Origin of the sequence: Kribbella alba (genome assembly GCF_039529635.1) — a bacterium.
Lineage (GTDB): Bacteria > Actinomycetota > Actinomycetes > Propionibacteriales > Kribbellaceae > Kribbella > Kribbella alba.
Genome location: NZ_BAAANE010000004.1, coordinates 649,003 through 671,547, shown reverse-complemented (window position 1 = coordinate 671,547; position 22,545 = coordinate 649,003). Strand labels below are relative to the sequence as shown.

Here is a 22,545-nt window from a genome sequence, read left to right as displayed (position 1 = left end):
TCGCGACGAGGTCCTAGGCGAGGAGCCTGCTGCGGAGGTCGAGATACTCGGTGCGGGCGGTGAAGAGGTCGCGGAGCTCGGTGGTGAGGTTGTCGAGGAACTCGGTCCGGTAGGTCGCGTCCGTCAGCAGCGAGATCGAGTAGTACAGGCCGGTGAAGTTCGCGATCCCGAGGGCGACCTTCAGCAGGGCGGCGCTGATCACCATCGGGTGGTTCATCAACGTGAAGCCGTGCGACCAGGAGCCCGGGTCGATACCCCACTGCCGGTAGACGTGCCGGCTGATCGAGAGCATGCCGAAGGCAACGAAGAAGAGGCCGACACCGGTCGACACCACGAACACCTGCATCCACTGGCGGATCACCAGGCTGATGCTGAGGTTGAGCCGCTGGATCCCGCGCAGCGGGGGACCGGAGCCGGCATCGCGCTCGATCCGGGCCAGTTCGTTCGGCAGCCGGATGACCAGGAACAGGCCGCTCAGCAAGGCGAAGGCGACGGCCGAGAAGACGATGAACTCGACCGGCATCGCGGCGAAGACCTGCCACATGTCGGCGTTGACGAACAGCACCAGCGAGAACACCAGCAGCAGCGGTAGCGCCCGGACCAGGCTGGCGACTGAGCTCGCCAGTTCGGCGCCGAGACGATGGACCCCCCACAGCGTCGTACCGATCAGCCCGTAGCCGACCACGACGTACACCAGTCCGAGCAGGACGAGGTTGCCGGCGGCCACTCCGAAGAATTGGCGGAGCTGGAATTCCGACACCAACGGCAGCAGGGCCGGCAGCAACACGAACGCCGCCAGTTCGGGGATGCCGAAGCGGGTCGGGAAGGACCAGAAGCGACGGCCGCGGAACCCGTTCAGCAGGCCGAAGCCGCCGATCAGGACGGCGAGCCCGGCCAGTGCCGCGAGCAGGTTCACCCAGAGCGGCCAGTTCAGCGAGGTCGCGCCGAGCATCTCCGCGATGAAGACCAGGCCGAGGAGCGGTGTCGCCCGGGCAAAGATGTCGTGGGTCGGCGAGAAGTCCTCGATGAACAACGGCAGTCCCGCACGCCGGAAACGCTGCTCATACCGGGCCAGCTCCGCAGGTGTTCCCATGGCCGAGAACCCTAGTGCCCTCACCTGGTCACTGGCCGTGGACACAGCGCGTCCCTCGCTGGTAGTAACCACTCGCCACCGCCCCATGCCCGGATCCACCCGGGGGCGGTCCGGCGTACGGCACGCTCTCATTTTCTTTAGCAAAGGTAATGAGCTAAACTAACGGTATGCCCTCAGTCGTGACCCAGCAGGTGAAGAGTGACGTCGGGCTGGCCAGTGCTCTGAGGTCTTCCACGCTTCGCTTGTCCCGGCAGATCCGCCGGCAGCGGGTGGAGGGCCACGATCTCACCGCCAACCAGCTCAGCGTGCTCGGTGCCCTCGGCAAGCACGAAGCGATGACCATCGGCGAGCTGGCCGCACACGAGCAGGTGAAGCCGCCGTCGATGACGCGGATCGTGTCCAACATGGAGGAGGCGGGCCTGGTGGTCCGTCGCCCGCACGAGACCGACAAGCGCCAGATCGTGGTCGAGCTGACCGAGGCGGCGCTCACCCTGATCCATGCGAACCGCCGGCGCCGCGACGAGTGGCTGCAGACCAAACTCAAGCAACTGACCCCCGAGGAGCGCGACATCCTGCGCAAGGCAGCACCTGTTCTCGAACGACTGGCGGCCAGATGAGCCCGACCTTCCGGGCTTTCCATGTCCGCAACTTCCGTCTTTACGCCTCCGGCGCGATCATCTCGAACGTCGGCACCTGGATGCAGCGGGTGGCCCAGGACTGGCTGGTCCTGGAGCTGACCCACTCCGGCACGGCGTTGGGCATCGTTACCGGTTTGCAGTTCCTTCCAGCGCTCCTTCTCGGCCCGTACGCCGGGCTGGTGGCCGACCGCTTCCCCAAGCGCAAGGTGCTGACGCTCACCCAGGTGGCGATGGGTTCGGTGGCCCTGGTGCTTGGCACCCTCACCGTGACCGGCGTCGTCCAGGCCTGGCAGGTGTATGCCCTGGCCCTGCTGTTCGGTGTCGGTACTGCGTTCGACGCGCCGACCCGGCAGGCGTTCGTGGTCGAGATGGTCGGCCGCGACGAGTTGTCCAACGCCGTCGGGCTGAACTCGGCGTCGTTCAACGCCGCCCGGCTGATCGGCCCCGGCCTGGCCGGCCTGCTCATCCACTGGATCGGCACCGGCCCGGTGATCATGATCAACGGGTTGACCTATGCGGCCGTGATCATCTCGCTGCGGTTGATGCGGGTCGAGGAGCTGTTCTCGCCCAAGGTCGCCGCCCGCGACAAGGGCATGATCCGGGACGGGATGCGCTACCTGTGGCGTCGGCCCGACCTGATGATGGTGCTGGTCGCGGTCTTCTTCGCGGGCACCTTCGGGCTGAACTTCCAGATGACGTCCGCGCTGATGGCGACCCAGGCGTTCCACAAGGGCGCCGGCGGGTATGGCATTCTCGGTTCGATCCTGGCGATCGGCTCGCTGGCCGGTGCGTTGCTCGCGGCTCGGCGGGTTCGGACCAGGGCGCGGCTGGTGATCGGTGCCGCCATCGCGTTCGGGCTGATGGACATCGTCAGCGGGCTGATGCCGACGTACCTGACGTTCGCCCTGGTGCTCCCGCTGGTCGGATTCACCGCGCTGACGATGCTGACCGCGGCGAACGCGACCATGCAGCTCGGGATCGAGCCGACCATGCGCGGGCGGGTGATGGCGCTCTACATGACCGTCCTGATGGGCGGTACCCCGATCGGCTCGCCGTTCATCGGCTGGGTCGGGCAGGCGTTCGGCGCCCGGTACTCCCTGATCGTGGGGGGCGGGCTCACCGTTCTCGGCACGGTCGCCTCGGCGGTCTACTTCACCAGGCGTCGCGGCCTGGCGATCCGCCCCCGGCTGCTGCCCAGGCCGCGGCTGGAGGTCCTCCCGCAGACCGAGCTCCTCGCTGACAAGGCCGCCGTCGACGCCGGACCCCTGGTCACCGCCACCGCCACCGCCACCGCCACCGCCACCGCCACCGCCACCGCCACCGCCACCGCCACCGCCACCGCCGCCGGACCCGTGGTCGCGGACGCCGAGCCCGTGGTCGCGGACGCCGGACACCGGGTCGTGAACGCCGGACCGCGGGTCGCCTAGCCGCCCGAGGACCGGTCGCTGGGCACGCTCCTTGCGGGTCACGCGCACAATGGGGTGTGACTCATTACGACTTGGTGGTCGTCGGGACCGGCTCCGGCAATACGATCGTGACCAAGCAGTTCGCCGACTGGAAAGTGGCGATCGTCGAGCGCGGCACCTTCGGCGGGACCTGCCTGAACGTGGGCTGCATCCCGACGAAGATGTTCGTGCACACCGCGGACCTGGCCGCCGTGCCCTCGGAGAGTTCCCGGTTCGGCATCGACGAGAAGGTCACCGCCGTGCACTGGCCGGAGATCCGCGACCGCATCTTCGGCCGGATCGACCCGATCTCGGCGAGCGGTTCGGAGTACAGGCGACACCATGCCAACAACGCGAACGTGACGCTGTACGACGGCACCGGGCGGTTCACGGCCGAGCGCGAGCTGACCGTCACGCGGACCGATGACGGGCAAACCGAGGTACTGACCGCCGATCGCTTCGTCCTCGCGGCCGGGAGCCGGCCGATCGTCCCGTTCATCCCGGGGCTGGTCGAGACGGGTTTTCACACCTCCGAGACGGTCATGCGGCTCGAGCAGTTGCCTCGCCGGCTGGCCATCATCGGCAGTGGCTTCGTCGCGGCCGAGTTCGCGCATGTGTTCACGTCCCTCGGCGTCGAGGTGACGGTGATCGCGCGCTCCGACCTCATGCTCAGGCACGAGGACAAGGAGATCGCCACCCGCTACACGGAGCTCGCCGTGCAGCGCTACGACGTCCGCTTGAACCACGACACAGTCCGCGTACTACGGCGTCCGGACGGCGCGATCACGCTGGAGATGCTGAGTCCGGCAGGCCCGGCTGAGCTCGTCGTGGACGAGCTCCTGGTCGCGGTCGGGCGGACGCCGAACTCCGACATTCTCAACGTCGGGTCCACCGGCATCGAGCTGGGGGAAGACGGTCGCGTGGTGGTCGACGAGTTCCAGGAGACCGCTGTCGAGGGGATCTACGCGCTCGGCGACCTCTGCTCGCCGTACCAGCTCAAGCATGTCGCCAACCACGAGGCCCGGGTCATTCGGCACAACCTGCTGCACCCGGACGACCGGATCGACTCCGACCACAGGTTCGTGCCGCACGCCGTCTTCGGTTCGCCGCAGGTCGCGTCCGTCGGGCTGACCGAGGAGGAGGCCGTCGAGCAGGGCATCCCGTACGTCGTGGGTCGCGAGGCGTACGCGGACATCGCCTACGGCTGGGCGATGGAGGACACCACCGGCTTCGCCAAGATCCTCGCGGACCCGGACACCGGTCAACTGCTGGGTTGTCACGTGATCGGTCCGCAGGCGTCGACCGTGATCCAGCCGGTCATCCAGGCGATGAGCTTCGGCCTGGACGCCCACACGATGGCCCGCGGTCAGTACTGGATCCACCCCGCGATGCCCGAGCTGATCGAGAACGCGTTGCTCAACCTCAAGCTCGGCAGCTAGAACGCGGCGATGACGTCGGCCATCTTGTCGATCGGAGCGAGGTCGTCGTCGAGGTCGGGCAGGCTGAGCATCACCTCGGCGACGCCGGCTTCGGCAAGCTCGCGGAACCTGCCGATCTGGTCGGTGATGGTGCCGGCGTTGACGGACGCGGCGTACTTCGCGGGGTCCTGGTTGCGCGGCCGGAGTCGCTCGACGAGTTCGTTGACCTGTTGGTGGTCCTTGCCGACGAGCGTTGTCGACAGGTGAGTCAGCCTGGCCTGCGAGCCTTTCAGGAGTTCTGCTCGCCGACGAACCTGCGTGACATCACCGAAGACGTTGGCGGCGTCGCCGTACTTCGCTGCCAATCTGAGCGTCCGGTTGCCGCTGCCGCCGATGAGGATCGGCAGCTTGTCCTGTAGTGGGCGCGGATAGCAGGTCGTGTCCGGTACGTCGAGAACCTTGCCGCGGAACGGCTTGTTGCCCGGGCCCCAGAGGATCGGGAGCAACTGCAACGCGTCTTCGAGCAGGTCGTACCGGTCGTTGACGGGCGGGAAATCCCAGCCGTACGCCTTGTGCTCGGCCTCGAACCAGGCGAGCCCGAGTCCGCAGATCGCGCGGCCACCGCTGAGCACGTCGAGAGTCGCGGCGATCTTGCCGAGGTGGGCGACGTTGCGATAGGTGATGCCGGTGACGAGCGTGCCCAGCTTCACCCGCTCGGTGCACGCCGCCAGGTAGGCGAGCGTGGTCCAGCTCTCGAGGAAGTCCTCCCAAGCCCGGCCCACCTGCGGGATCTGCCGGAAATGGTCCATCACGTAGATGCTGCTGAACCCGGCCGCTTCTGCTTTGGTCGCGAGCTCCTTGATCCACTCCGCTGTGGTCTTGCGGCCTGCCTTGTGGGTGTAGCTGCTCAACTGCAGGCCGAACTGCAGCTTTGCCGGCGCTTCCTGCTGCCGCTGCGCCGCTTGCGTCGCCTGCACGAATGCCTCCGGTACGACGCGGACGGCCTGGGGCGCGAGGATCTCGTCGTACCCCTCGTCAGGTAGTTCTTTCTTGACGCTGCCCCAGGTCTTCAGCTGCGCGGTGAGCACGTCGGCCGGGATCCGCTTGGCCCGCTCGCGGTTCCGCCGCCGGCACTCGGCCGCGGGGGTGTCGAACGCGACGGCCACGCAGGGGATCCCCTGTTCCCGCGCCAGAGCGAGCCAGTTGCGCCGCCGGTCCTGATCAAGCCCCAACGTGTCGATCACGGTGGTGAGCCTCCGCCGGATCCGCTGCTTGACCACCTCCTCCAGCAATGCGAAGGCGTCCGCACTGGCCGCGAGGTCGTCCTCGCCGGCGCCCACGAGTGCCCTGAGCCGATCACTCGAGACCACGAGCTCAGCCGCGAACCGCTCGGCCGCCCAGGTCGACTTCCCCGCCGCCCCGGGCCCGACCAGCACCACCACACACGGCGCCGGCAGATTCCGCCCCTCATCGTCCATACCTCAGTCTGCCCCCCTGCACCCCCAAAAGGCTGGGGCGCGCGGGGTCGCGAAGTGGGTCGGCTGCCGGGTTCTTCGACCACTGGCGGCAAAATTGGGCGCTACCGGACGAAGAAGCCGTTACCGGGCCGGCGTCGCCAGCTGGTGGCCGAGCCAGCTCGTCCTAGAAGGTCGGAAAGTGGTTGCCGCGCCGTTCTAGGGTTGGGGGATGCGATTGTTTGTGGCGGTGGTGCCGCCGGTGGAGGTTGTGGAGCATCTCAGCGAGTTCGTGGAGCCGCGGCGGGCGCATCCGGATGAGGACATCCGGTGGGCGGCGGACGAGACCTGGCACGTCACGCTGGCGTTCCTGGGCGACGTGCCGGAGTGGAAGACCGATGAGTTGGGGGAGCGGCTCGAGGCGGCTGCGAAGCGGCAGAAGCCGTTCGAGTTGCAGTTGAGGGGAGCGGGGGCCTTCCCGAGCGTGGCGGACGCGCGGGTGCTCTGGACCGGCGTACGAGATGAGGCCGAGGCGCTGCCGCACCTGGCGATGACGACCCGGTCGGCGGCCAACAAGGCCGGGGTGACCGTGGACGGGCGGAAGTTCACGCCGCACCTGACGCTGGCCCGGCTGCGGCAGCCGATGGACGTGGTCAAGTGGGTGCGGATCTTCGACGAGTACGAGGGGCCGGCCTGGACCGCGGGAAGTATCGAGCTGATCTCGTCGCGGCTCGGCGAGGGGCCGAGCCACGGTGCGGCGTACGACACAGTGGGCGAATGGGACTTCTTAGGTTAACCTTCGGAAGGTTAGCCGTACCTAACATCCGAAGTGTTTTGGAGTTCCGTCATGCTCGCCAACTTCCTCATCGGGCTCCGTGAGGGGCTCGAGGCATCGCTGGTTGTCAGCATCCTGGCCACCTTCCTGGTGAAATCCGGGCATCGCGATCGACTCAAGCTGGTCTGGGCCGGTGTGGCCGCGGCGGTCGCCGTCGCGGTCGCCGGCTGGGCCGTGCTGCACTTCATCACCTCGTTGACGGCCAAGTCGTTCACCGCCCAGGAGACGATCGGCGGCGTGATGTCGATCATCGCGGTCGGGTTCGTCACCTGGATGATCTTCTGGATGCGCAAGGCCTCCCGCACCATCGCGAAGGAGCTGCGCGAGCGGATGGGAAACGCCCTCGAGCTGGGCTCCCGGGCCGTCGTCCTGCTGGCCTTCCTGGCCGTCTTCCGCGAGGGCATCGAGACCGCGTTCATCGTCTACGCCTCGGCGGCCGGCGCGACCACGGCGACACCGTTCCTCGGCGTGATCCTCGGCCTGGCCGCGTCGGTTCTGCTCGGCTGCGCGATCTACCGCGGCGCGGTCAAGATCAACCTCGGCGTCTTCTTCAACTGGACCGGCGCGCTGCTGATCCTGGTCGCCGCCGGCATCTTCGCCTACGGCTTCCACGACCTGCAGGAGGCCAACATCCTGCCCGGCCTGCAGACGATCGCTTTCGACATCTCCCACCTGGTCCCGCCGGACAGTTGGTACGGCGTTCTGCTGAAGGGGATCTTCAACTTCAGCCCGGCCCCGACCGTGATCGAGGCGACCGCCTGGCTGGTCTACCTCTTCCCCGTGCTGGTGCTCTACTTCCGCCCGGTCAAGCGCAGTACGCCGCCGTCGCAGGTGCCCGCCGAGGCCAAAGCCGAAGCCGCCTGACGCCCTCGAACCGCTTGAACCCCTGAACCGCCCGAACCGCTTGAAACGCCGGAATCGTCCAGGAGAGCTATCCCGCATGATCACCTTCACGGCCCGCCGGGCCACCGCCACCGGCGCAGTACTGCTGCTCGCCGGTCTCACAGGTTGCGCCAAGGAGACGCCGGCAGCTGCGCCGGGTGACACGGCCGGCCCGGTCGCGGTCAAGGCGACCGACTCGGAGTGCTCGCTGAGCCGCACCGACGTCAAGTCGGGCACCAGCACCTTCTCCATCTCCAACAACGGCAGCAAGGTCACCGAGTTCTACGTGTATGCCGAGGGTGACCGGGTGATGGGCGAGGTGGAGAACATCGGCCCGGGCCTGAAGCGGGACCTGATCGTCGAACTGCCGACCGGCAAGTACCAGGCTGTCTGCAAGCCCGGCATGGTGGGCGACGGTATCCGCGGCGACCTGAACGTCACCGGCGCCGCGGCCGCCCAGGTCGACGAGGACACCGCGCTGAAGCAGGCCGCGGACAGCTACCAGAGCTACATCAACTCGCAGGCGGTCGCGCTGGAGCAGAAGACCACCGAGTTCGTCACCGCGGTCAAGGCCGGCGACGTCGCGAAGGCGAAGGCACTGTTCCCGGTCTCGCGGACCTACTGGGAGCGGATCGAGCCGGTCGCCGAGTCGTTCGGCGACCTCGACCCGAAGATCGATGCCCGGGTCAACGATGTCGAGCCCGGCACGGACTGGACCGGATATCACCGGATCGAGCAGTCCCTGTGGGAGAAGAACACCACCAAGGGTATGGAGAAGTACGCCGACCAGCTGCTGGTGGACGTGAAGACGGTGGTCGCGAAGGCCAAGGTCGTCAAGCTCAACCCGCTGCAACTGGCCAACGGTGCGAAGGAGTTGCTGGACGAGGTTGCCACCGGCAAGGTCACGGGTGAGGAGGACCGGTACTCGCACACCGACCTCTGGGACTTCCAGGCCAACGTCGAGGGATCCCAGGCCGCCATCCAGGCGCTCCGACCGGCTCTGCAGCAGCGGGACCCGGCGCTGGTGACCACTCTGGACACCAACTTCAAGGCGGTCTTCGCGGCGCTGGACAAGTACCGCGTCGGTGACGGCTTCAAGCCCTACACCGCGACCGAGGCCGAGAAGAAGCAGCTCGGCGCGGTGGTCGACGCGCTGGCCGAACCGGTCAGCAAGGTCGCCGGAGTGGTTGCGAAGAAATGACCCAACGCCAGGGAGTCTCCCGTCGCGGCCTGCTCGGCGCCGCGGGAGCCGCCGTCGCCACCGGGGTCGCCGGATACGCCGCCCACTCGGTGCTGACCGGCGAGGAGTCGCAGGCAGCGGACACCAGCGGCCCGGTCGAGTTCCACGGCCCACACCAGGCAGGCATTGTCACGCCGGCCCAGGACCGCTTGCACTTCGCCACCTTCGACGTCATCGCGACCAAGCGGGACGAGGTGATCGCGCTGCTGAAGGAGTGGACCGCGGCCGCCGCCCTGATGACCGCGGGCCGCGACATCGGCCAGTACGGCGCTGTGAACGGCCCGGGTGAAGCCCCACCGGAGGACACCGGCGAGGCAGTCGGTCTGCCTCCCGCGCGGTTGACTCTCACCATCGGCTTCGGGCCCAGCTTCTTCACCGATGCCAAGGGCAACGACCGTTTCGGCATCGCTGCCCGCCGCCCGAAGGCGCTGGTGGAGCTGCCGCACTTCATCGGCGACAACCTCGACCCGAACCGCAGCGGCGGCGACATCGCCGTCCAGGCGTGTTCGGACGACCCGCAGGTCGCGGTGCACGCGATCCGCAACCTGGCCCGGATCGGCTTCGGCACCACCGTGGTCAGGTACTCCCAGCTCGGCTTCGGCCGGACGTCGTCCACCTCGCGCGCTCAGACCACCCCGCGCAACCTGTTCGGCTTCAAGGACGGCACGAACAACCTGAAGCTGGAAGACACCGCCAAGCTCGAGCAGCAGCTCTGGGTGCAGCCCGAGGACGGCCCGGACTGGATGGTCGGCGGCTCCTACCTGGTGTCACGCCGGATCCGGATGACCGTCGAGATCTGGGACCGCACGTCGCTCGGCGAGCAGGAGGCGATCATCGGTAGGGGCAAGGGGACCGGCGCTCCGCTGGGCAAGGCCGACGAGTTCGACCCGATCGACTTCAACGCCAGGGGCGCCGACGGTCAGCAGAAGGTGGCGATGGACTCGCACGTCCGGCTCGCCCACCCGCAGTTCAACAAAGGTGCGGAACTGCTCCGCCGTGGCTACAACTTCGTCGACGGCTCGGACGGGCTCGGCCGACTGGATGCGGGGTTGTTCTTCCTTGCCTACCAACGGGATCCGCGCAAGCAGTTCATCCCTATCCAGCAGCAACTGTCCCGCTCGGACACCCTGAACGAGTACATCCGCCACGTCGGCTCAGGCAGCTTCGCCTGCCCGGGCGGCGTAACCCCCGGCTCCTACTGGGGCGAAAAGCTCTTCACCTGAAGCCCTGACCCTGTACTACGCAACGCGCCCGCCGCGGGGAATCCCCGCGGCGGGCGCGACTCGTAGTACAGGGGGCTACTTCACGGCGCCGGCCGTGACGCCGGCGACGAAGTGGCGCTGGGCGAGGAGGAAGCCGATCACCACGGGGACGCTGACCACCAGGGCGGCGGCCATGATCTGGTTCCAGTAGACGTTGGTCTGGGTCGAGTACTGACGGAGGCCGACCGACAACGTCCGGTTTGCCTCTGTCGTCATCACCGAGGCGAACAGCACCTCACCCCAGGCCGTCATGAACGAGTAGATCGCCACCGCGATCACGCCCGGCCGGGCAGCGGGCAGCACGACCCGGGCCAGTGCGCCCATCGGACCGCAGCCATCCACCAATGCCGCTTCGTCCAACTCGCGCGGGATGCTGTCGAAATACCCTGCCAGCATCCAGATCGAGAACGGCAGGCTGAAGGTCAGGTAGGTGATGATCAGGCCGAGCCTGGTGCCGACCAGTTGCAGGCCGGTCGAGTTGTTGATGTTCACGAAGATCAGGAACAACGGCAACAGGAACAGCACACCGGGGAACATCTGCGTCGACAACACCGTGGTGGTGAAGACGGTCCGGCCCCGGAAGCGGAAGCGCGACACCGCGAACGCGGCCAGGATCGCGATCGCCACCGAGGCGATGGTCGCGACCACGGACACGATCGTGCTGTTCACGAAGTAGCGCGCCAGCGGCACCGTCTTCCACATGTCCACGAACGGCGCCGTGGTGAGGTTCGACGGCCACCAGGTGAAGGCGCCCTGCACGTCGCGCAACGGCTTCAGCGACGACGTGATCATCACGTAGATCGGTACCAGGACGAACAGCCCCAGCACCGTGAGCACGACGGCCCGGTAGATCTTGAAACCCTTGGTGTCACGCACGACGCGACCTCCGTCCGGTGACGATGAGATAGGTGCCGGTGACAATCATCAGGAAGATCAGCAGCAGCACGGACATGGCCGCACCGGAGCCGAAGTTCCAGGTCAGGAACGACGCGTTGTAGATGTGGAAGGTGATCAGGTCACCCGCCGGCGGCTGCGCAGTACCGAACAGCACGTACGGCGTGTTGAAGTCGCTGAAGGTCCACAGGAACAGCACCAGTACCAGGACCAGGTTGACCGGCCGCAGCGACGGCAAGGTGATGTTGCGCCACTGCCGCACTGATCCCGCGCCGTCGACGGAAGCGGCTTCGTAGACATCCTTCGGGATGCTCTGCAGGCCGGCCATCAAGGTCAGGAAGGCGAACGGCCACAACCGCCAGGTCGCGACCGTGATCAGCGAGGTCAGCGCGTTGCCCCCGATCAGCCAGAACGGCCGGTCGGACAGGACGCCGAGGTTGTCCACCAGCACGTGGTTCACCGCGCCGGTGTCGCGCTGCAACATGAAGTTCCAGGTCAGGATGCCCGCGTAGGCCGGCAGCGCATACGGCACCAGGAACAACGTCCTTACCGCGCTGCGTCCCTTGAAGGGCGGCTGGAGCGCGACCGCCGCAGCCATCCCGAGACACCAGGAAAGGGTCACCGTGATCAGGGAGAAGACCACTGTGACGCCGAAGGACTTCAGCAGGCCCTCGCCGACGCTGTTGTGAACGTCGACCGCGACCCGGTAGTTGTTGAACCCGGCCCAGGGGGCCGCCGACCAGTTCGCGATGAAGAACTTGGTCAGTTTCACGAAGCTCATCCAGATGCCGACCAGCATCGGGATGATGTGGATCAGTAGTTCCAGCAGTACCGCGGGGGCTAGCAGCAGGTAGGGCAGTTTCCGGCTCAGGCCGGGGCGGTGGTCCGGGCCGCCCCGCTTCTTGATCGGCGGCTTCGGCGCCGTTGGGCCCGCGGGGGCCTCTTTTGTGGCGACGGACATCCGGTCGCCTCCTGTCTGTGGATCACGGGGTCGACGGGCTGACTACGAGGGTGGCCCGGACGGCGTCGCCCGGGCCACCGGTCGCGTGTCAGCTGCTTGCGGCCACCTGATCCTGGGCGGTCTTGAGGGCGGCCTTCACATCATCGGCAGTGATCGTGCCGCCGGTCGCGATCTTGGCGAACATGCTGTTCATCGCCTTGCCGATGGTGCTCTCGAACTGGTCCTCGGCCGGGACCAGCGGCAGCGGCTTGGATTTGGTGTTGTAGACGTCCTGGAAGGTCGCGGCCTCGGTCGCGTCGGTGGTGAAGACCGGCTTCGCGTCCTTCAGCACCGGCAGCGAGGAGAACGGCTTGCCCAGCGTGGTCTGGGTGTCGGCCTCCGTCATGTACTTGACGAACTTCAGCGCCGCGTCCTTGTTCTTGGTGGTCTTGAAGATCGACAGGTTGATCCCGGCCACGTGGCTGGCGACCGGCGCCGCGGCACCGGTCGGTGCGGGGAACGGCACCACGCCGTACTCGCCGGCCTTCATGCCGTTGGCAACGATCGAGGAGTCGGCGTTGTTCTGGTTGATCACCATCGCGACCTTCTTGTTGGCGAAGTCGTTCACCGACTTGGTGCCGTTGTCGTACTGCGCGTTCGACGGGTTCGCGACCTTGTCCTTCTGCATCAGGTCGAGGTACCGCAGGACGCCCTGCACGTTGCCGTCACCGGTGAAGGTCGGCTTGCCGTCCTTGTCGAACCAGTCGGCGCCGTTCTGAGCGGCGTTGATGAAGGCGAAGTGCACGTTCTCGGTGTAGCTACCGGCTGCGAGCGCCATACCCCACTGGTTCTTCGCGGGGTTGGTCAGCTTCTTGGCGTCGGCAACCATCTCCTCCCACGTCTTCGGCGGCTGCAGGCCGGCCGCTGCGAACATCGCCTTGTTGTAGTAGAGGCCGTAGGCCAGACCGTAGAGCGGGACCGAGGTCGGGTCGGTGCCCTCCTTGCCGCCGGTCGCCAGGGCCGTCGGCACGAACTTGTCCTTCCCTCCGATCGCGTTCATCGCGTCGCCGTCGAACGGCAGGAACGCGTCGGTGGCCTGCAGCGAGGCGGCCCAGGTGTTGCCGATGTTGACCACATCCGGGGCCTGGCCGGAGGTGATCGCGGTCTGGATCCGGGTCTGCAGGTCGTTCCAGCCGATCACCTCCAGGTTCACCTTGATGCCGGTCTGCTGGGTGAACTTCTGCAGCACCGGGGTCAGGACCTGCTTGTCGTTGTCCAGGCTGGTGCCCTGGTTGCTGGCCCAGTAGGTCAGCGTCTGGTCTCCACCACTGCCGCCATTCGAGCTGCCGCTGGAGTCATTGCCGCCGCAAGCGGCCAGGCTGACTCCCAGGGCGGACACCGCTACTGCGGCTACAAGCGAACGCAGTCTCACGTCGGACTCCCTCGTCCCATCGAGCCCCCGGCAGGGAAGCGGAGGCTGGTCGGGCCCATAGTGGCCTAACCGGTTAAGTATGGGAACCCGAACCGGTTCAGTTGGGTCAGGTTCGTTACTGCTCCGTGACCTCGTACCCATCCCGAAAACGCCTATCCGCGCGTCTCGCCGAACTATGCGCACAACCGCGCAAGGCGCGTTCGGCCCGTACTACGGGGACGCCGGGCGGAGGCGGCGCGTCGGCCCGCGACCTGGGGTGGTGCGGTTGGCCCGGGCGGAGGAGTCGCGGACCCGGAGTACGCCGGCCGGTGTTTCCCAGTGCAGGCCGGACTCGCCCGCGGCGATCCGGAACAGGAGGTCGGCCGCCATCCGGCCGCGCTCCATCGTCTGCTGATCCACGGCGGTGATCCCCGGCCGCGCCAGCTCGCACAGCGGTGAGTCGTCCCAGGCCACGATCGACAGCTCGTCCGGCACCGCCGTGCCCAGGTCCATCGCCACCCGCAGCGCGGCCACCGCCATCAGGTCGTTGCCGAGCACCAGGGCCGTCGGTCGCTTCTTCCTGGCGAGGACCGTGCGGGTCATCTCGGCCCCGTCCTCATACCGGTAGCTTCCCTCGAGATGAGTCACCCGGATCCCGCGCCGCTTCGCGTGCTCGGCCAGCAGTTTCACCCGCAACTGCTCGTGCACGAAGGTGAACGGCCCGCTGACGTGCGCGATGTCCCGGTGGCCGAGCTCGGCCAGGTGGTCCAACAGCAACGTCACGGTCTGCTCGGGCGAGCTGATGAGCCGCCCGACACCGTCGTCCGGGGCGTTCGAGCTCACCACGACGCAGGGAACCCCGAGTTCCTTCAGCAACGGCACGCGTTGATCGTCGTTGTGCTCGTCGAACAGGATGAACCCGTCCACGCGTCCCTGCCGGCTCCAGCGCCGCAGTACGTCCAGATCCTCGCCGTGCTCGCCGGTCAGGCGCAGCAGCAGGGAGGAGTCGACCTCGTTCAGGTACTGCTCGATGCCGACCAGCGTGTGCATGTAGAACGCTTCGGTCGAGATCAGCGCGGGATCGCGGGCGATCACGATGCCGATCGTCCGGGTCCTGCTCGCGGACAGGGCCACGGCAGCCGAGTTCGGGTGGAAGCCGAGCTCCTCGGCCAGGCTGAGCACCCGTCTGCGGGTCTCCTCGCTGACCCCGGGGCGGTCGTTCAGCGCGTACGAGACGGACGCCTTGGAGATGTGCAGCCGGCGGGCGAGATCGCTGATGGTGACCCGTTGGCTCCGGCGCCCACCACTGCTCGCCGGACCGTCTGCGACGGTCTCATCACCGTCCAAGGATCCGGGTGTCGTCATCTCGTGCTCCCACCCCGCATGCCCCGGACATTAGCAGCGGTGTCCGCCGACTGGCCGATGCGTGCGCCTTGGCGGGAGTCTTGGATAACGTTATCCAATGACTGGTCAACACCGTCGAGCCGTTGCCCGACGCCTCGATTTCCTTCCCTGGGAGTACACCCGGCGGGGGTCCGAGGACGACCGCCGCGAGCAGGCGGACCGGCATCGCGAGCTGGCCGAAGTCGGCAAGACCGACCTCGCCGCGGACGCCTACGTAGCGTCGTCTGCCGCGGTGTTCTGCGACGAGCTCCGGATGGGAGAGCGGTCGTATATCGCCGCGCAGGCCTACGTCACGGGCGAGATCAGCCTGGGCTCGAACTCGACGATCAACCCGTTCGCCGTGGTCCGCGGCAGGATCACGATCGGCGACGGCGTCCGGATCGGTGCGCACACGTCCCTGCTCGCCTTCAACCACGGCACCGCCATGACCGATCAGCCGATGTTCCGGCAGCCGCACACGGCGCTCGGGATCACCGTGGGTGACGACGTCTGGATCGGCTCGAACGTGATCGTGCTGGACGGCGTGACCATCGGCGCGCACAGCATCGTGGGTGCAGGGGCGGTTGTGACCAAAGACGTCGACGAGTGGGCCGTTGTGGTCGGCAACCCAGCCCGCAAGATCCGGGATCGCCGCGACAACCCTGCCGACTCCGCGAGCTCGTCGGCCGTCAGTCACTCGCGGAGCCGCGGATCGAGCCGCGGCGCGCAGGTGGCGGCGGGCTTGCCGGAGCGAGCGGCTGCCTTTGCCGGCAGGGCCCGGGAGCAGGTCAACGACGTGCTGGCCCGCTGTTTCGACGGCGAGCGCTTCGTCGACCGTCCCGGCCTGGGCCATCAGCCCGCGATCCGTCCATGGTGCGACGCGATCGAGATCTCCGACCTGCTCCTTCGCCGTGCCCCCTCCGGTCACGCGACGGACGACCTCGTACGCCGCCTCCGCAGCCGGCAGGACCCGCAGTCCGGCCTGGTCGCTCCCGGGGACCTCGCGCGTGAGGAGCCGGTCGACTTCACCGGGTTGTCCGTGCTCGAAGGTCCGGCGAGCTACCACATTCTCTGCGTCGGCTACGCGCTCCAGGTTCTCGGTAGTTGCTTCGAGCATCCAATTCGCGCGGCGCAGGCGGTGGACGATCTCGACGCCCGGCTGGATGGATTGCCCTGGGCAAGGAACGCGTGGGGGGCGGGCGCGGGAATCGATGCCCTCGGCACCGCGATCGCCCGGAACCTCCACGACCACGAGGGAATCGGCCACGATCCGCTGTTCCAGCTGATGGGCTGGCTGGCGGTCCGGGCGGACCCGAAGACCGGAGCGTGGGGTCACCCGCACCCCGACGACGGGTGGCTCCAGGTGGTCAACGGCTTCTACCGGCTGACCCGCGGCACCTATGCGCAGTTCGGCCTTCCGCTGCCCTATCCGGAGGCGGCGGTGAAGACCCTGCTGACTCACGCGCAGGATCGCGCGGTGTTCAGCGGCGACGGCTACAACGCCTGCAACGTGCTCGACGTGATCCACCCCCTCTGGCTGGCCGGCAAGCAGACCGACTTCGGCCGGGCCGAGGGGATGCGCTGGGCGGAGACGATGCTCGCGCAGATCCTGCCCCGGTGGGTGGACGGTGCCGGCTTCGCCTTCGCACCCGACGGCCGGGACGACCGGGCGATCCCGGGCCTGCAGGGCACCGAGATGTGGCTGGCGATCATCTGGCTGCTCACTGACTACCTCGGCATCTCGGACGTGCTCGGCTACCGGCCCCGGGGAGTCCACCGGCCGGAGCCCCTGGTGGAACTGCCCGGGCTGCGGCGTCCCGCAGTACCGGACAGCCCACGGGGATGAGGGCCGTCGGACGGGGGTCCACTAGCCTTAGCCGGTGGACCCCCGGACCCGACGACTCGTCACCTCTGTCGTACTGCTGGCCCTTGTCGCCATCGTGGTGATCGCCGCTCTCGTCCGATGACGTTCGTCGCCACACTCTTCTTGTGCTGTCCTGGGTGCCCGGTGCCGGCCGATGCGTCGGCCGTCGTTGTGTTCAGTGGCTCCAGGACGAGAGTCCGGGCTCCAGCGGCAGCGGGTAGCAGCCGTCGACCAATTCGACCCGACCGTCGGGCGGCAGCAGGCCACTCTCCACATAAATGGTGTTGGGCAGCGCGGCCAGCACGTGAATATGGGCGCCGCCGCCGTGCGAGGCATAGGGAATTCCGAAGCCTGCCGCCATCAGCCCGATCTCGAGACAGTCGGTCAGACCGCCGGCCCGCCTGAGATCCGGTTGAACGACACCGACGCCGCCACCGGTGATCAGGTCGCGGAACTGCGCCTGCCCGTAGCGGTTCTCGCCGGTCGCGATCGGGATGTCGAGCTTGTCCGCCAACCGGATGTGGCTTTCGGTGTCGGCGGCCGGCAGCGGCTCCTCGAACCACTCGCAACCCAGGTCGGAGTACGCGCGTCCGCGGCGCAGCGCCTCGCTGTAGCTGAACGCCTGGTTGGCATCGACCATCAGCGGGGCATCCGGCCCGATCACCGCCCGGACCGCCTTGATCCTGCTGATGTCCTCACTGAGCGGTCCGCCGCCGACCTTCATCTTCACCCCGCGGAACCCCTGCTCCATCGCCTTGGTGGAGACCGCCTCAAGGCCCGGTACGTCGAGCTCGAGCCAGCCGACCATCGCGTATGTCGGGATGGAGGTCCGCTGGGCACCCAAGAGTTTCCAGACGGGCACCTCCAACGACTTGCCGAGCAGGTCCCACAGTGCCAGGTCGATCGCGGAGATGCCGAACAACGACAGGCCCGTGCTGCCCTGGTAGTCCGTGAGCCTCCAGAGTTTCTGCCGGACCTGCCTGATCAGCGTGGGGTCGTCACCGACGATGGCGGGTGCCAGTTGGTCGGTGATGATGGCGGCAAGCACCGCCGGAGAACTGGCCACCCTGCCGAAGTAGGTGTCGCTGACGCCGGTGATGCCTTCGTCGGTCTCGATCACCACCTTCGTGTGGCCGTCGCGGTCGAGCAGTTGGAGCGCGTCGCGAACGGCGTGCGCCTTGGGCTTGGACACAACCTCGACACCGATGCCGGTGATCTTCATGTTTACCCCTTGCCTGCCAGGACGTCTTCCACCTTCTGTTTCACACTGCCGAGCGCTGCGGCCGCCGTCTTCTTGCCGCTCCAGACATCGTCGAGCACCGGCCGGTAGACGGTCCGGGCCCGCTCGATGTAGCGGCTGAAGTTCTCGTTCACCGCGTTGTCCAGCGCCAAGGTGACCAGCGCGAGGTTGGCCGGGGCCTTGTCGTCGGGAACGAACAAGGCCGATGAGGTCTTGCTGACGGGCATGAAGCCGCGGGACCCCGCCAGCAGCTTCGACGCGTCGGGACCCACGCAGTACTTCATGAACGCCCAGGCCGCGTCGGGATCCTTGGACGCCTTCGGGATCGCGAGCACAGTCATGGTGTTGATGGTCTTCCGCGCGACCTTCATGGGTGGCGGGAAGATGTCCCACTTGACCTTCGCGTTCTTGCGCAGGTAGGGGATTCCGCTGGTCAGCCCGAGCAGCATGGCGACCTTGCCGGTGCCCAGCTGGGACAGCGCCCAGTTCGGGGTCTGCCGTCCGGCTGTCACGGTAGCGAAATCCGGATGTACCTTGTGCACAAGGGCAAGATCAGCGATCCACTGGACGGCCTCAGTGGCTTGTGGCTCGGCCAGCGTGAATCGGGTGGCGTCCTTGGAGTAGATCCCGTCACTGCCGTTGTTGACCGGCCAGACGGTCTCCAAGGCGGTGTCCGGGAAGATCAGCGCGCCCCAGCGCTCACCGTTCGGCTTGGTCAGCTTCTTGGCCGCGTCGAGGAAGTCGTCCCAGGTCCAGCCGCTGGCGGCCCAGTCCTTCGGCGGCAGCGGTACGCCGGCCTCCTGGAAAGCATCCACGTTGCAATAGATCACGCCCGGGTTGGTCATGATCGGCCAGGCCGCGTGGGCGCCGTCCTGCTGCTTCGGGAAGTTGAACGCCACCGGGAAGTAGTCGTCGGGCTTGATGCCGTCCTTGTCCAGGTACGGCTTGAGGTCGAGCAGCGATCCTTCCGCGTGGTAGCCGGCGACGTAGTCGTCGTTGATCCGGATCCCCGACGGGGCCGCGCCTGAGGAGAGCACGGTCCGCAGCTTGGTGTCATAGTCGTCGCCCGGCACCGACTGGATGTCGATCGACTTGCCGGCACTCTTGGCCCAGTTCTCCGCCACCGTGTAGAGCGGTGACCCCGAGGTGGTGTCCCAGGTGAGGAAGGAGAAGTTGCCGCCGCCACCGCCGGAACCGCCGCCGTTCGAGCCGCAGCCGGCCAGCGGGACGCCGAACGTGGCCGCACCCGTGGCCAGACCGAAGCCCTTGAGCAATGACCTGCGCGAGACCTGATTTGCCGTCATGGGTCAGTCCTGTTCTATCCGTGGGTTTCGGCTGCTCAGTTGGTGCGGAGCTTCGTGACGGCGTCCTCGTCCAGCTCGACTCCCAGGCCGGGAAGTTCCCAGGGGGTGATCGTGCCGTTGACCGGGACCAACGGGTTCTGCCAGATGGGTGTGTCGTCCAGGATCGGGTTGTGCTCGATGTTGTATTCCTGCGGGTAGACGCAGGCCGGCGTACTGACCCACAGATGGGCGTGCGCCGAGGTGCCGACGGTCTGCTGGGTGTTGTGCACGGTGATCGGCTTGGTGTAGGTGTCGGCGAGTACGGCGATCTTCTTGAACTCGGTGATGCCACCGCACTTGATGACGTCGGGCTGCAGGATGTCGACCCGGCCGCGGGTGATCAGATCGCGGAACTGCCAGATCGTGTACTCCTGTTCGCCGACCGCGATCGGGATGTCCACGGCGTCGGCAAGGCGTGCGTACGCCTCGTAGTCGTGGGCCGCGAGCGGTTCCTCGAAGTGCCAGACCCCCAGCTCCTCGAGCGCATGGGCCAGCTTGATCGCGGTGTGCTCGTAGTACGCGTTGTTGACGTCGACCAGGATCGGGAAGTCGTCCCCGACCAGGGAGCGCACGGCGGTCACGGTCGCGATGGTCTGGTCGAACCCGTCGTCATGCATCCACGGCGTCGACGAGTGGATCTTGTAACCGTGGAACCCCTTCTCCTGGTACGAAAGGGCTCGTTCGGCCTCCTCCTGCGGGGACATGCTTCTCGACATCGAGCTGGCATAGACCTTCATGGCCTGGCGGTACTTCCCACCGAGCAACTTGTACGCCGGGAGTCCTGCCGCCTTGCCGAGCAGATCCCACAGCGCGATGTCGATGCCGGCGATGGCGTTCAGCTGTGCGCCACCCGGACCGAGTTTGTACGGCTTGGTGTAGAGCCGTCGCCACAGCCGCTCGATGTCGGTCGCCTCCTCGCCGACCAGCAAAGGCGCAAGGGCCTGTTCGACGATGGCGTGGGTGACCTGGGCGTTCATCGGACTGACCTCGCCCACGCCGACCAGTCCCTCGTCGGTGTGGACCTTGATCAGGTGCAACTTGTCGAGCAGGATGATCGACTCGACCCGGGTGATCCGCATGCGTCAACCTTTCAAGCCGGACATCGTGATGCCCTGGACGAAGTACTTCTGGGCGAGCAGGAACAGCAGCAGCGGCGGCAGGATCGTGAGAGTCGCGGCCGCCATCATCAGATTGGTCTGGGTGAAGTACTCACCCTTGAACAGCGCGAGCGCGATCGGCATGGTCTGCAGCCGCGTCGAGTTGAGGAAGATCAGTGGACCGAACAGGTCGTTCCACGAACCCATGAAGGTCAGCGCGCCGACCGCGGCCAGGGCGGGTTTGACCTGCGGCAGCATGATCCGCCAGAACGTCGCGAACGTGGAGGCGCCGTCGAGCTTCGCGGCCTCCTCGAGTTCCATCGGGATGCCCCGGAACGCCTGCCGGAGCAGGAAGGTGCCGAAGACCGGGGTGAGCACGTTCGGCACCCACAACGGGTAGTGGGTGTCGATCCACCCCATCTCGCGGAACAGCATGTACTGCGGGACGAGGTAGACCATGCTCGGGATCATCGCGGTGGAGAGCAACAGCGCGAAGGCGAGATTCTTGAAGACGAAGTTCAGCCGGGCGAAGCCGTAGCCGGCCAGCGAGGCGAAGAACAGCAGGAAGGTGACGTTCAGCGTCGCGAGTTTCACGCTGTTGACGAAGAACGGGAACAGGCCGTGCCCTGCCTGGCTGTAGTTCGACCACAGGAACGTGGTCGGGATGAAGGTGGGCGGCGTCCGCAGGACCTCGTTCTCCGGTTTCAGCGACGCGCTGACCATCCAGAGCAGCGGCATCGCGAACACCACCGCGAAGAACAACAGCACCGCGAACACCGCGGCCCGGCGGGCCCGATGCCTCGGCGGCTTGTTGTGGACCTGGCGAGGACCGACGGTGGTTTGCCGGCGCCGCTCGGTGCGCCTGTCGGTGGCGGGACGTTCGGCTGTCCGCTCAATTGTCATAGTGGACCCACCGCTTCTCCAGCTTCCATTGGGCCGCCGTGACGACGCCGACGATGATGAACAGCACCCAGCCCATCGCCGAGGCGTAGCCCAGCCGGCCGTGTCCGAAAGCGGCCTCGTAGATGTGGTAGATGAACACCGAGGTGGCGTTGTTCGGGCCGCCGCCGGTCATCACGTAGATGATTCCGAAGACCTGGAACGACGAGATGAACTGGGTGATCGTCAGGAAGAAGAGGCTGGGCGTCAGCAGCGGGAAGACCACCGCCCAGAACCGCCGCCAGGCGGTCGCTCCGTCCACGGTCGCGGCCTCGATCAGCGAGCGGTCGATGGCCTGCAGGCCGGCGAGCAGGATCACCATCGGATAGCCGACGCCCTGCCAGATCGCCACGATGATGACCGCGATCAACGCGGTCTTGGTGTCCGCCAGCCAGGCAGGACCGCCGATCCCGAGGGACTTCAGGGTGGAGTTGAACAGACCGTTGTCGGGTTCGTACAGCCAGAACCAGACGAAGCCGATCGCGACGACGTTCGTCACCACGGGGGAGTAGTACAAGGTCCGGAAGACGCCGATGCCTCTGACCTTCTGGTTGCAGAGCACGGCCAGTCCGAGGCCGATCAGAATGGTCAGGAAGACCACCGCGATGGTGAAGATCACAGTGTTCTTCAGCGACGAGTAGAACGTGTCGTCCGCGGTGAAGAGCTCCCGATAGTTGCCCAGGCCAAGGAACTTCGGCGAGTTCAGTCCGGACCAGTTCGTCAGCGAGACGATCAGCGAGGCGGCTACCGGTGCGAGCTGGAAGAACAGCACGCCGAAGATCACCGGGCCGACGAAGAGCCAGCCGGCGAGGTTCTGCCGACGGGGCTTCTGCTTGTGCTGGGGCTTGCGTTGTGGGCGCCGGCGGGCGGGGCTGCGTGGCGGGGCGCCGGTCGGCAGGACGGTGTTCGTCAAGGTCGGTCATCCCCTTCGACATCGTGGCCGGGCGTGCTGAACCGACTGCACGAGCGGTGCTCGTGCGGAAATTTGGTTGCTATAGGCAAGCGTCAGCGGCGGCGGGCAGCTGTCGGTGCTCGCCGGACCGGGGGTGGGAGCCGGCGGATCTATCCGGTCGGGATGGCCCGCGGGGCGCCGGGCCGGTGCGGGACGGTGGCGGATTCGTTGGGCATCGCTGCCTCCAGGAGTTACCACGTGGTGGAAAACGGAGT

19 protein-coding genes are annotated in these 22,545 nt (G+C 67.0%); 8 read left to right on the top strand and 11 right to left on the bottom strand.

Annotated elements, in window-relative coordinates:
- Positions 1-13: 13 nt before the first annotated feature.
- Positions 14-1,093, bottom strand: a complete 1,080-nt coding sequence (locus tag ABD210_RS09935; RefSeq protein WP_344110714.1) for a hypothetical protein — start codon at positions 1,091-1,093, stop codon at positions 14-16.
- Between the two features lie 167 nt (positions 1,094-1,260).
- On the opposite strand from ABD210_RS09935, the gene ABD210_RS09930 reads away from it, so the two are divergent.
- From ABD210_RS09930 to ABD210_RS09920, 3 genes are read left to right on the top strand one after another with little or no spacing between them, the layout of a single operon-like run.
- The gene (locus tag ABD210_RS09930) at positions 1,261-1,710 is read left to right on the top strand and encodes a MarR family winged helix-turn-helix transcriptional regulator (protein WP_344110713.1); all 450 of its coding nucleotides are present in this window, start codon (positions 1,261-1,263) and stop codon (positions 1,708-1,710) included.
- A complete protein-coding gene (locus ABD210_RS09925; RefSeq protein WP_344110712.1) occupies positions 1,707-3,158 on the top strand; it encodes an MFS transporter in 1,452 nt (483 codons plus the stop codon). The genes ABD210_RS09930 and ABD210_RS09925 overlap by 4 nt, the downstream gene beginning before the upstream one ends.
- Positions 3,159-3,214: 56 nt before the next feature.
- Entirely contained in the window at positions 3,215-4,615 is a 1,401-nt protein-coding gene (locus tag ABD210_RS09920; RefSeq protein ID WP_344110711.1) for a mycothione reductase, read from the top strand.
- Here the strand turns inward: ABD210_RS09920 and ABD210_RS09915 are convergent.
- Positions 4,612-6,072: an LLM class flavin-dependent oxidoreductase gene (locus ABD210_RS09915; protein ID WP_344110710.1), complete on the bottom strand. Its 1,461-nt coding sequence runs from the start codon at positions 6,070-6,072 to the stop codon at positions 4,612-4,614. The genes ABD210_RS09920 and ABD210_RS09915 overlap by 4 nt on opposite strands.
- 208 nt (positions 6,073-6,280) lie before the next feature.
- On the opposite strand from ABD210_RS09915, the gene thpR reads away from it, so the two are divergent.
- From thpR to efeB, 4 genes are all read left to right on the top strand, one after another.
- On the top strand, positions 6,281-6,844 hold the full coding sequence (thpR, locus tag ABD210_RS09910) for an RNA 2',3'-cyclic phosphodiesterase (RefSeq protein WP_344110709.1): 564 nt from the start codon (positions 6,281-6,283) through the stop codon (positions 6,842-6,844).
- 51 nt (positions 6,845-6,895) lie between these two features.
- Positions 6,896-7,747: an iron uptake transporter permease EfeU gene (efeU, locus tag ABD210_RS09905; RefSeq protein WP_344110708.1), complete on the top strand. Its 852-nt coding sequence runs from the start codon at positions 6,896-6,898 to the stop codon at positions 7,745-7,747.
- A 76-nt stretch (positions 7,748-7,823) separates the two neighbouring features.
- Positions 7,824-8,966 (top strand): iron uptake system protein EfeO, encoded by a 1,143-nt coding sequence (gene efeO, locus ABD210_RS09900; protein WP_344110707.1) that lies wholly within the window; start codon positions 7,824-7,826, stop codon positions 8,964-8,966.
- On the top strand, positions 8,963-10,228 hold the full coding sequence (efeB, locus tag ABD210_RS09895) for an iron uptake transporter deferrochelatase/peroxidase subunit (protein WP_344110706.1): 1,266 nt from the start codon (positions 8,963-8,965) through the stop codon (positions 10,226-10,228). The genes efeO and efeB overlap by 4 nt, the downstream gene beginning before the upstream one ends.
- Before the next feature lie 75 nt (positions 10,229-10,303).
- Here efeB and ABD210_RS09890 read toward each other — a convergent pair whose 3' ends face one another.
- The 4 genes from ABD210_RS09890 to ABD210_RS09875 form a co-directional block, all read right to left on the bottom strand.
- Positions 10,304-11,143, bottom strand: coding sequence for a carbohydrate ABC transporter permease (locus ABD210_RS09890; RefSeq protein WP_344110705.1), 840 nt, complete (start codon positions 11,141-11,143; stop codon positions 10,304-10,306).
- On the bottom strand, positions 11,136-12,122 hold the full coding sequence (locus tag ABD210_RS09885; protein WP_344110704.1) for a carbohydrate ABC transporter permease: 987 nt from the start codon (positions 12,120-12,122) through the stop codon (positions 11,136-11,138). The genes ABD210_RS09890 and ABD210_RS09885 overlap by 8 nt, the downstream gene beginning before the upstream one ends.
- A gap of 88 nt (positions 12,123-12,210) precedes the next feature.
- Positions 12,211-13,533, bottom strand: coding sequence for an ABC transporter substrate-binding protein (locus tag ABD210_RS09880; protein ID WP_344110703.1), 1,323 nt, complete (start codon positions 13,531-13,533; stop codon positions 12,211-12,213).
- A 210-nt stretch (positions 13,534-13,743) separates the two neighbouring features.
- Complete coding sequence (locus ABD210_RS09875; protein ID WP_344110702.1) at positions 13,744-14,877, bottom strand: LacI family DNA-binding transcriptional regulator; 1,134 nt, start codon at positions 14,875-14,877, stop codon at positions 13,744-13,746.
- 97 nt (positions 14,878-14,974) lie between these two features.
- On the opposite strand from ABD210_RS09875, the gene ABD210_RS09870 reads away from it, so the two are divergent.
- Complete coding sequence (locus tag ABD210_RS09870; protein WP_344110700.1) at positions 14,975-16,741, top strand: acyltransferase; 1,767 nt, start codon at positions 14,975-14,977, stop codon at positions 16,739-16,741.
- 193 nt (positions 16,742-16,934) lie between these two features.
- On the opposite strand, the gene ABD210_RS09865 is transcribed toward ABD210_RS09870, so the two are convergent.
- The 5 genes from ABD210_RS09865 to ABD210_RS09845 are packed head-to-tail and all read right to left on the bottom strand — an operon-like array spanning position 16,935 to position 22,291.
- Positions 16,935-17,981 (bottom strand): mandelate racemase/muconate lactonizing enzyme family protein, encoded by a 1,047-nt coding sequence (locus ABD210_RS09865; protein ID WP_344110699.1) that lies wholly within the window; start codon positions 17,979-17,981, stop codon positions 16,935-16,937.
- A 2-nt stretch (positions 17,982-17,983) separates the two neighbouring features.
- Positions 17,984-19,303, bottom strand: coding sequence for an ABC transporter substrate-binding protein (locus ABD210_RS09860; RefSeq protein ID WP_344110698.1), 1,320 nt, complete (start codon positions 19,301-19,303; stop codon positions 17,984-17,986).
- 35 nt (positions 19,304-19,338) lie between these two features.
- Positions 19,339-20,421 carry a mandelate racemase/muconate lactonizing enzyme family protein gene (locus tag ABD210_RS09855; RefSeq protein WP_344110697.1) on the bottom strand — a complete coding sequence of 361 codons (1,083 nt, stop codon included), beginning with the start codon at positions 20,419-20,421 and terminating at the stop codon, positions 19,339-19,341.
- 3 nt (positions 20,422-20,424) lie between these two features.
- Positions 20,425-21,342: a carbohydrate ABC transporter permease gene (locus ABD210_RS09850; RefSeq protein ID WP_344110696.1), complete on the bottom strand. Its 918-nt coding sequence runs from the start codon at positions 21,340-21,342 to the stop codon at positions 20,425-20,427.
- Positions 21,332-22,291 (bottom strand): carbohydrate ABC transporter permease, encoded by a 960-nt coding sequence (locus tag ABD210_RS09845; RefSeq protein ID WP_344110694.1) that lies wholly within the window; start codon positions 22,289-22,291, stop codon positions 21,332-21,334. Before ABD210_RS09845 ends, ABD210_RS09850 begins: the two co-directional genes overlap by 11 nt.
- Positions 22,292-22,545: the final 254 nt, after the last annotated feature.

Excerpts from the sequence above, each read along its gene's own strand:
- ABD210_RS09865 (WP_344110699.1), bottom strand. The coding sequence starts at position 17,981 with ATGAAGATCACCGGCATCGGTGTCGAGGTTGTGTCCAAGCCCAAGGCG.
- ABD210_RS09885 (WP_344110704.1), bottom strand. The coding sequence starts at position 12,122 with ATGTCCGTCGCCACAAAAGAGGCCCCCGCGGGCCCAACGGCGCCGAAG.
- ABD210_RS09925 (WP_344110712.1), top strand. The coding sequence starts at position 1,707 with ATGAGCCCGACCTTCCGGGCTTTCCATGTCCGCAACTTCCGTCTTTAC.
- ABD210_RS09935 (WP_344110714.1), bottom strand. The coding sequence starts at position 1,093 with ATGGGAACACCTGCGGAGCTGGCCCGGTATGAGCAGCGTTTCCGGCGT.
- ABD210_RS09850 (WP_344110696.1), bottom strand. The coding sequence starts at position 21,342 with ATGACAATTGAGCGGACAGCCGAACGTCCCGCCACCGACAGGCGCACC.
- ABD210_RS09870 (WP_344110700.1), top strand. The coding sequence starts at position 14,975 with ATGACTGGTCAACACCGTCGAGCCGTTGCCCGACGCCTCGATTTCCTT.
- efeU (WP_344110708.1), top strand. The coding sequence starts at position 6,896 with ATGCTCGCCAACTTCCTCATCGGGCTCCGTGAGGGGCTCGAGGCATCG.
- ABD210_RS09915 (WP_344110710.1), bottom strand. The coding sequence starts at position 6,072 with ATGGACGATGAGGGGCGGAATCTGCCGGCGCCGTGTGTGGTGGTGCTG.
- ABD210_RS09860 (WP_344110698.1), bottom strand. The coding sequence starts at position 19,303 with ATGACGGCAAATCAGGTCTCGCGCAGGTCATTGCTCAAGGGCTTCGGT.
- thpR (WP_344110709.1), top strand. The coding sequence starts at position 6,281 with ATGCGATTGTTTGTGGCGGTGGTGCCGCCGGTGGAGGTTGTGGAGCAT.
- efeB (WP_344110706.1), top strand. The coding sequence starts at position 8,963 with ATGACCCAACGCCAGGGAGTCTCCCGTCGCGGCCTGCTCGGCGCCGCG.
- ABD210_RS09855 (WP_344110697.1), bottom strand. The coding sequence starts at position 20,421 with ATGCGGATCACCCGGGTCGAGTCGATCATCCTGCTCGACAAGTTGCAC.
- ABD210_RS09930 (WP_344110713.1), top strand. The coding sequence starts at position 1,261 with ATGCCCTCAGTCGTGACCCAGCAGGTGAAGAGTGACGTCGGGCTGGCC.
- efeO (WP_344110707.1), top strand. The coding sequence starts at position 7,824 with ATGATCACCTTCACGGCCCGCCGGGCCACCGCCACCGGCGCAGTACTG.
- ABD210_RS09875 (WP_344110702.1), bottom strand. The coding sequence starts at position 14,877 with ATGACGACACCCGGATCCTTGGACGGTGATGAGACCGTCGCAGACGGT.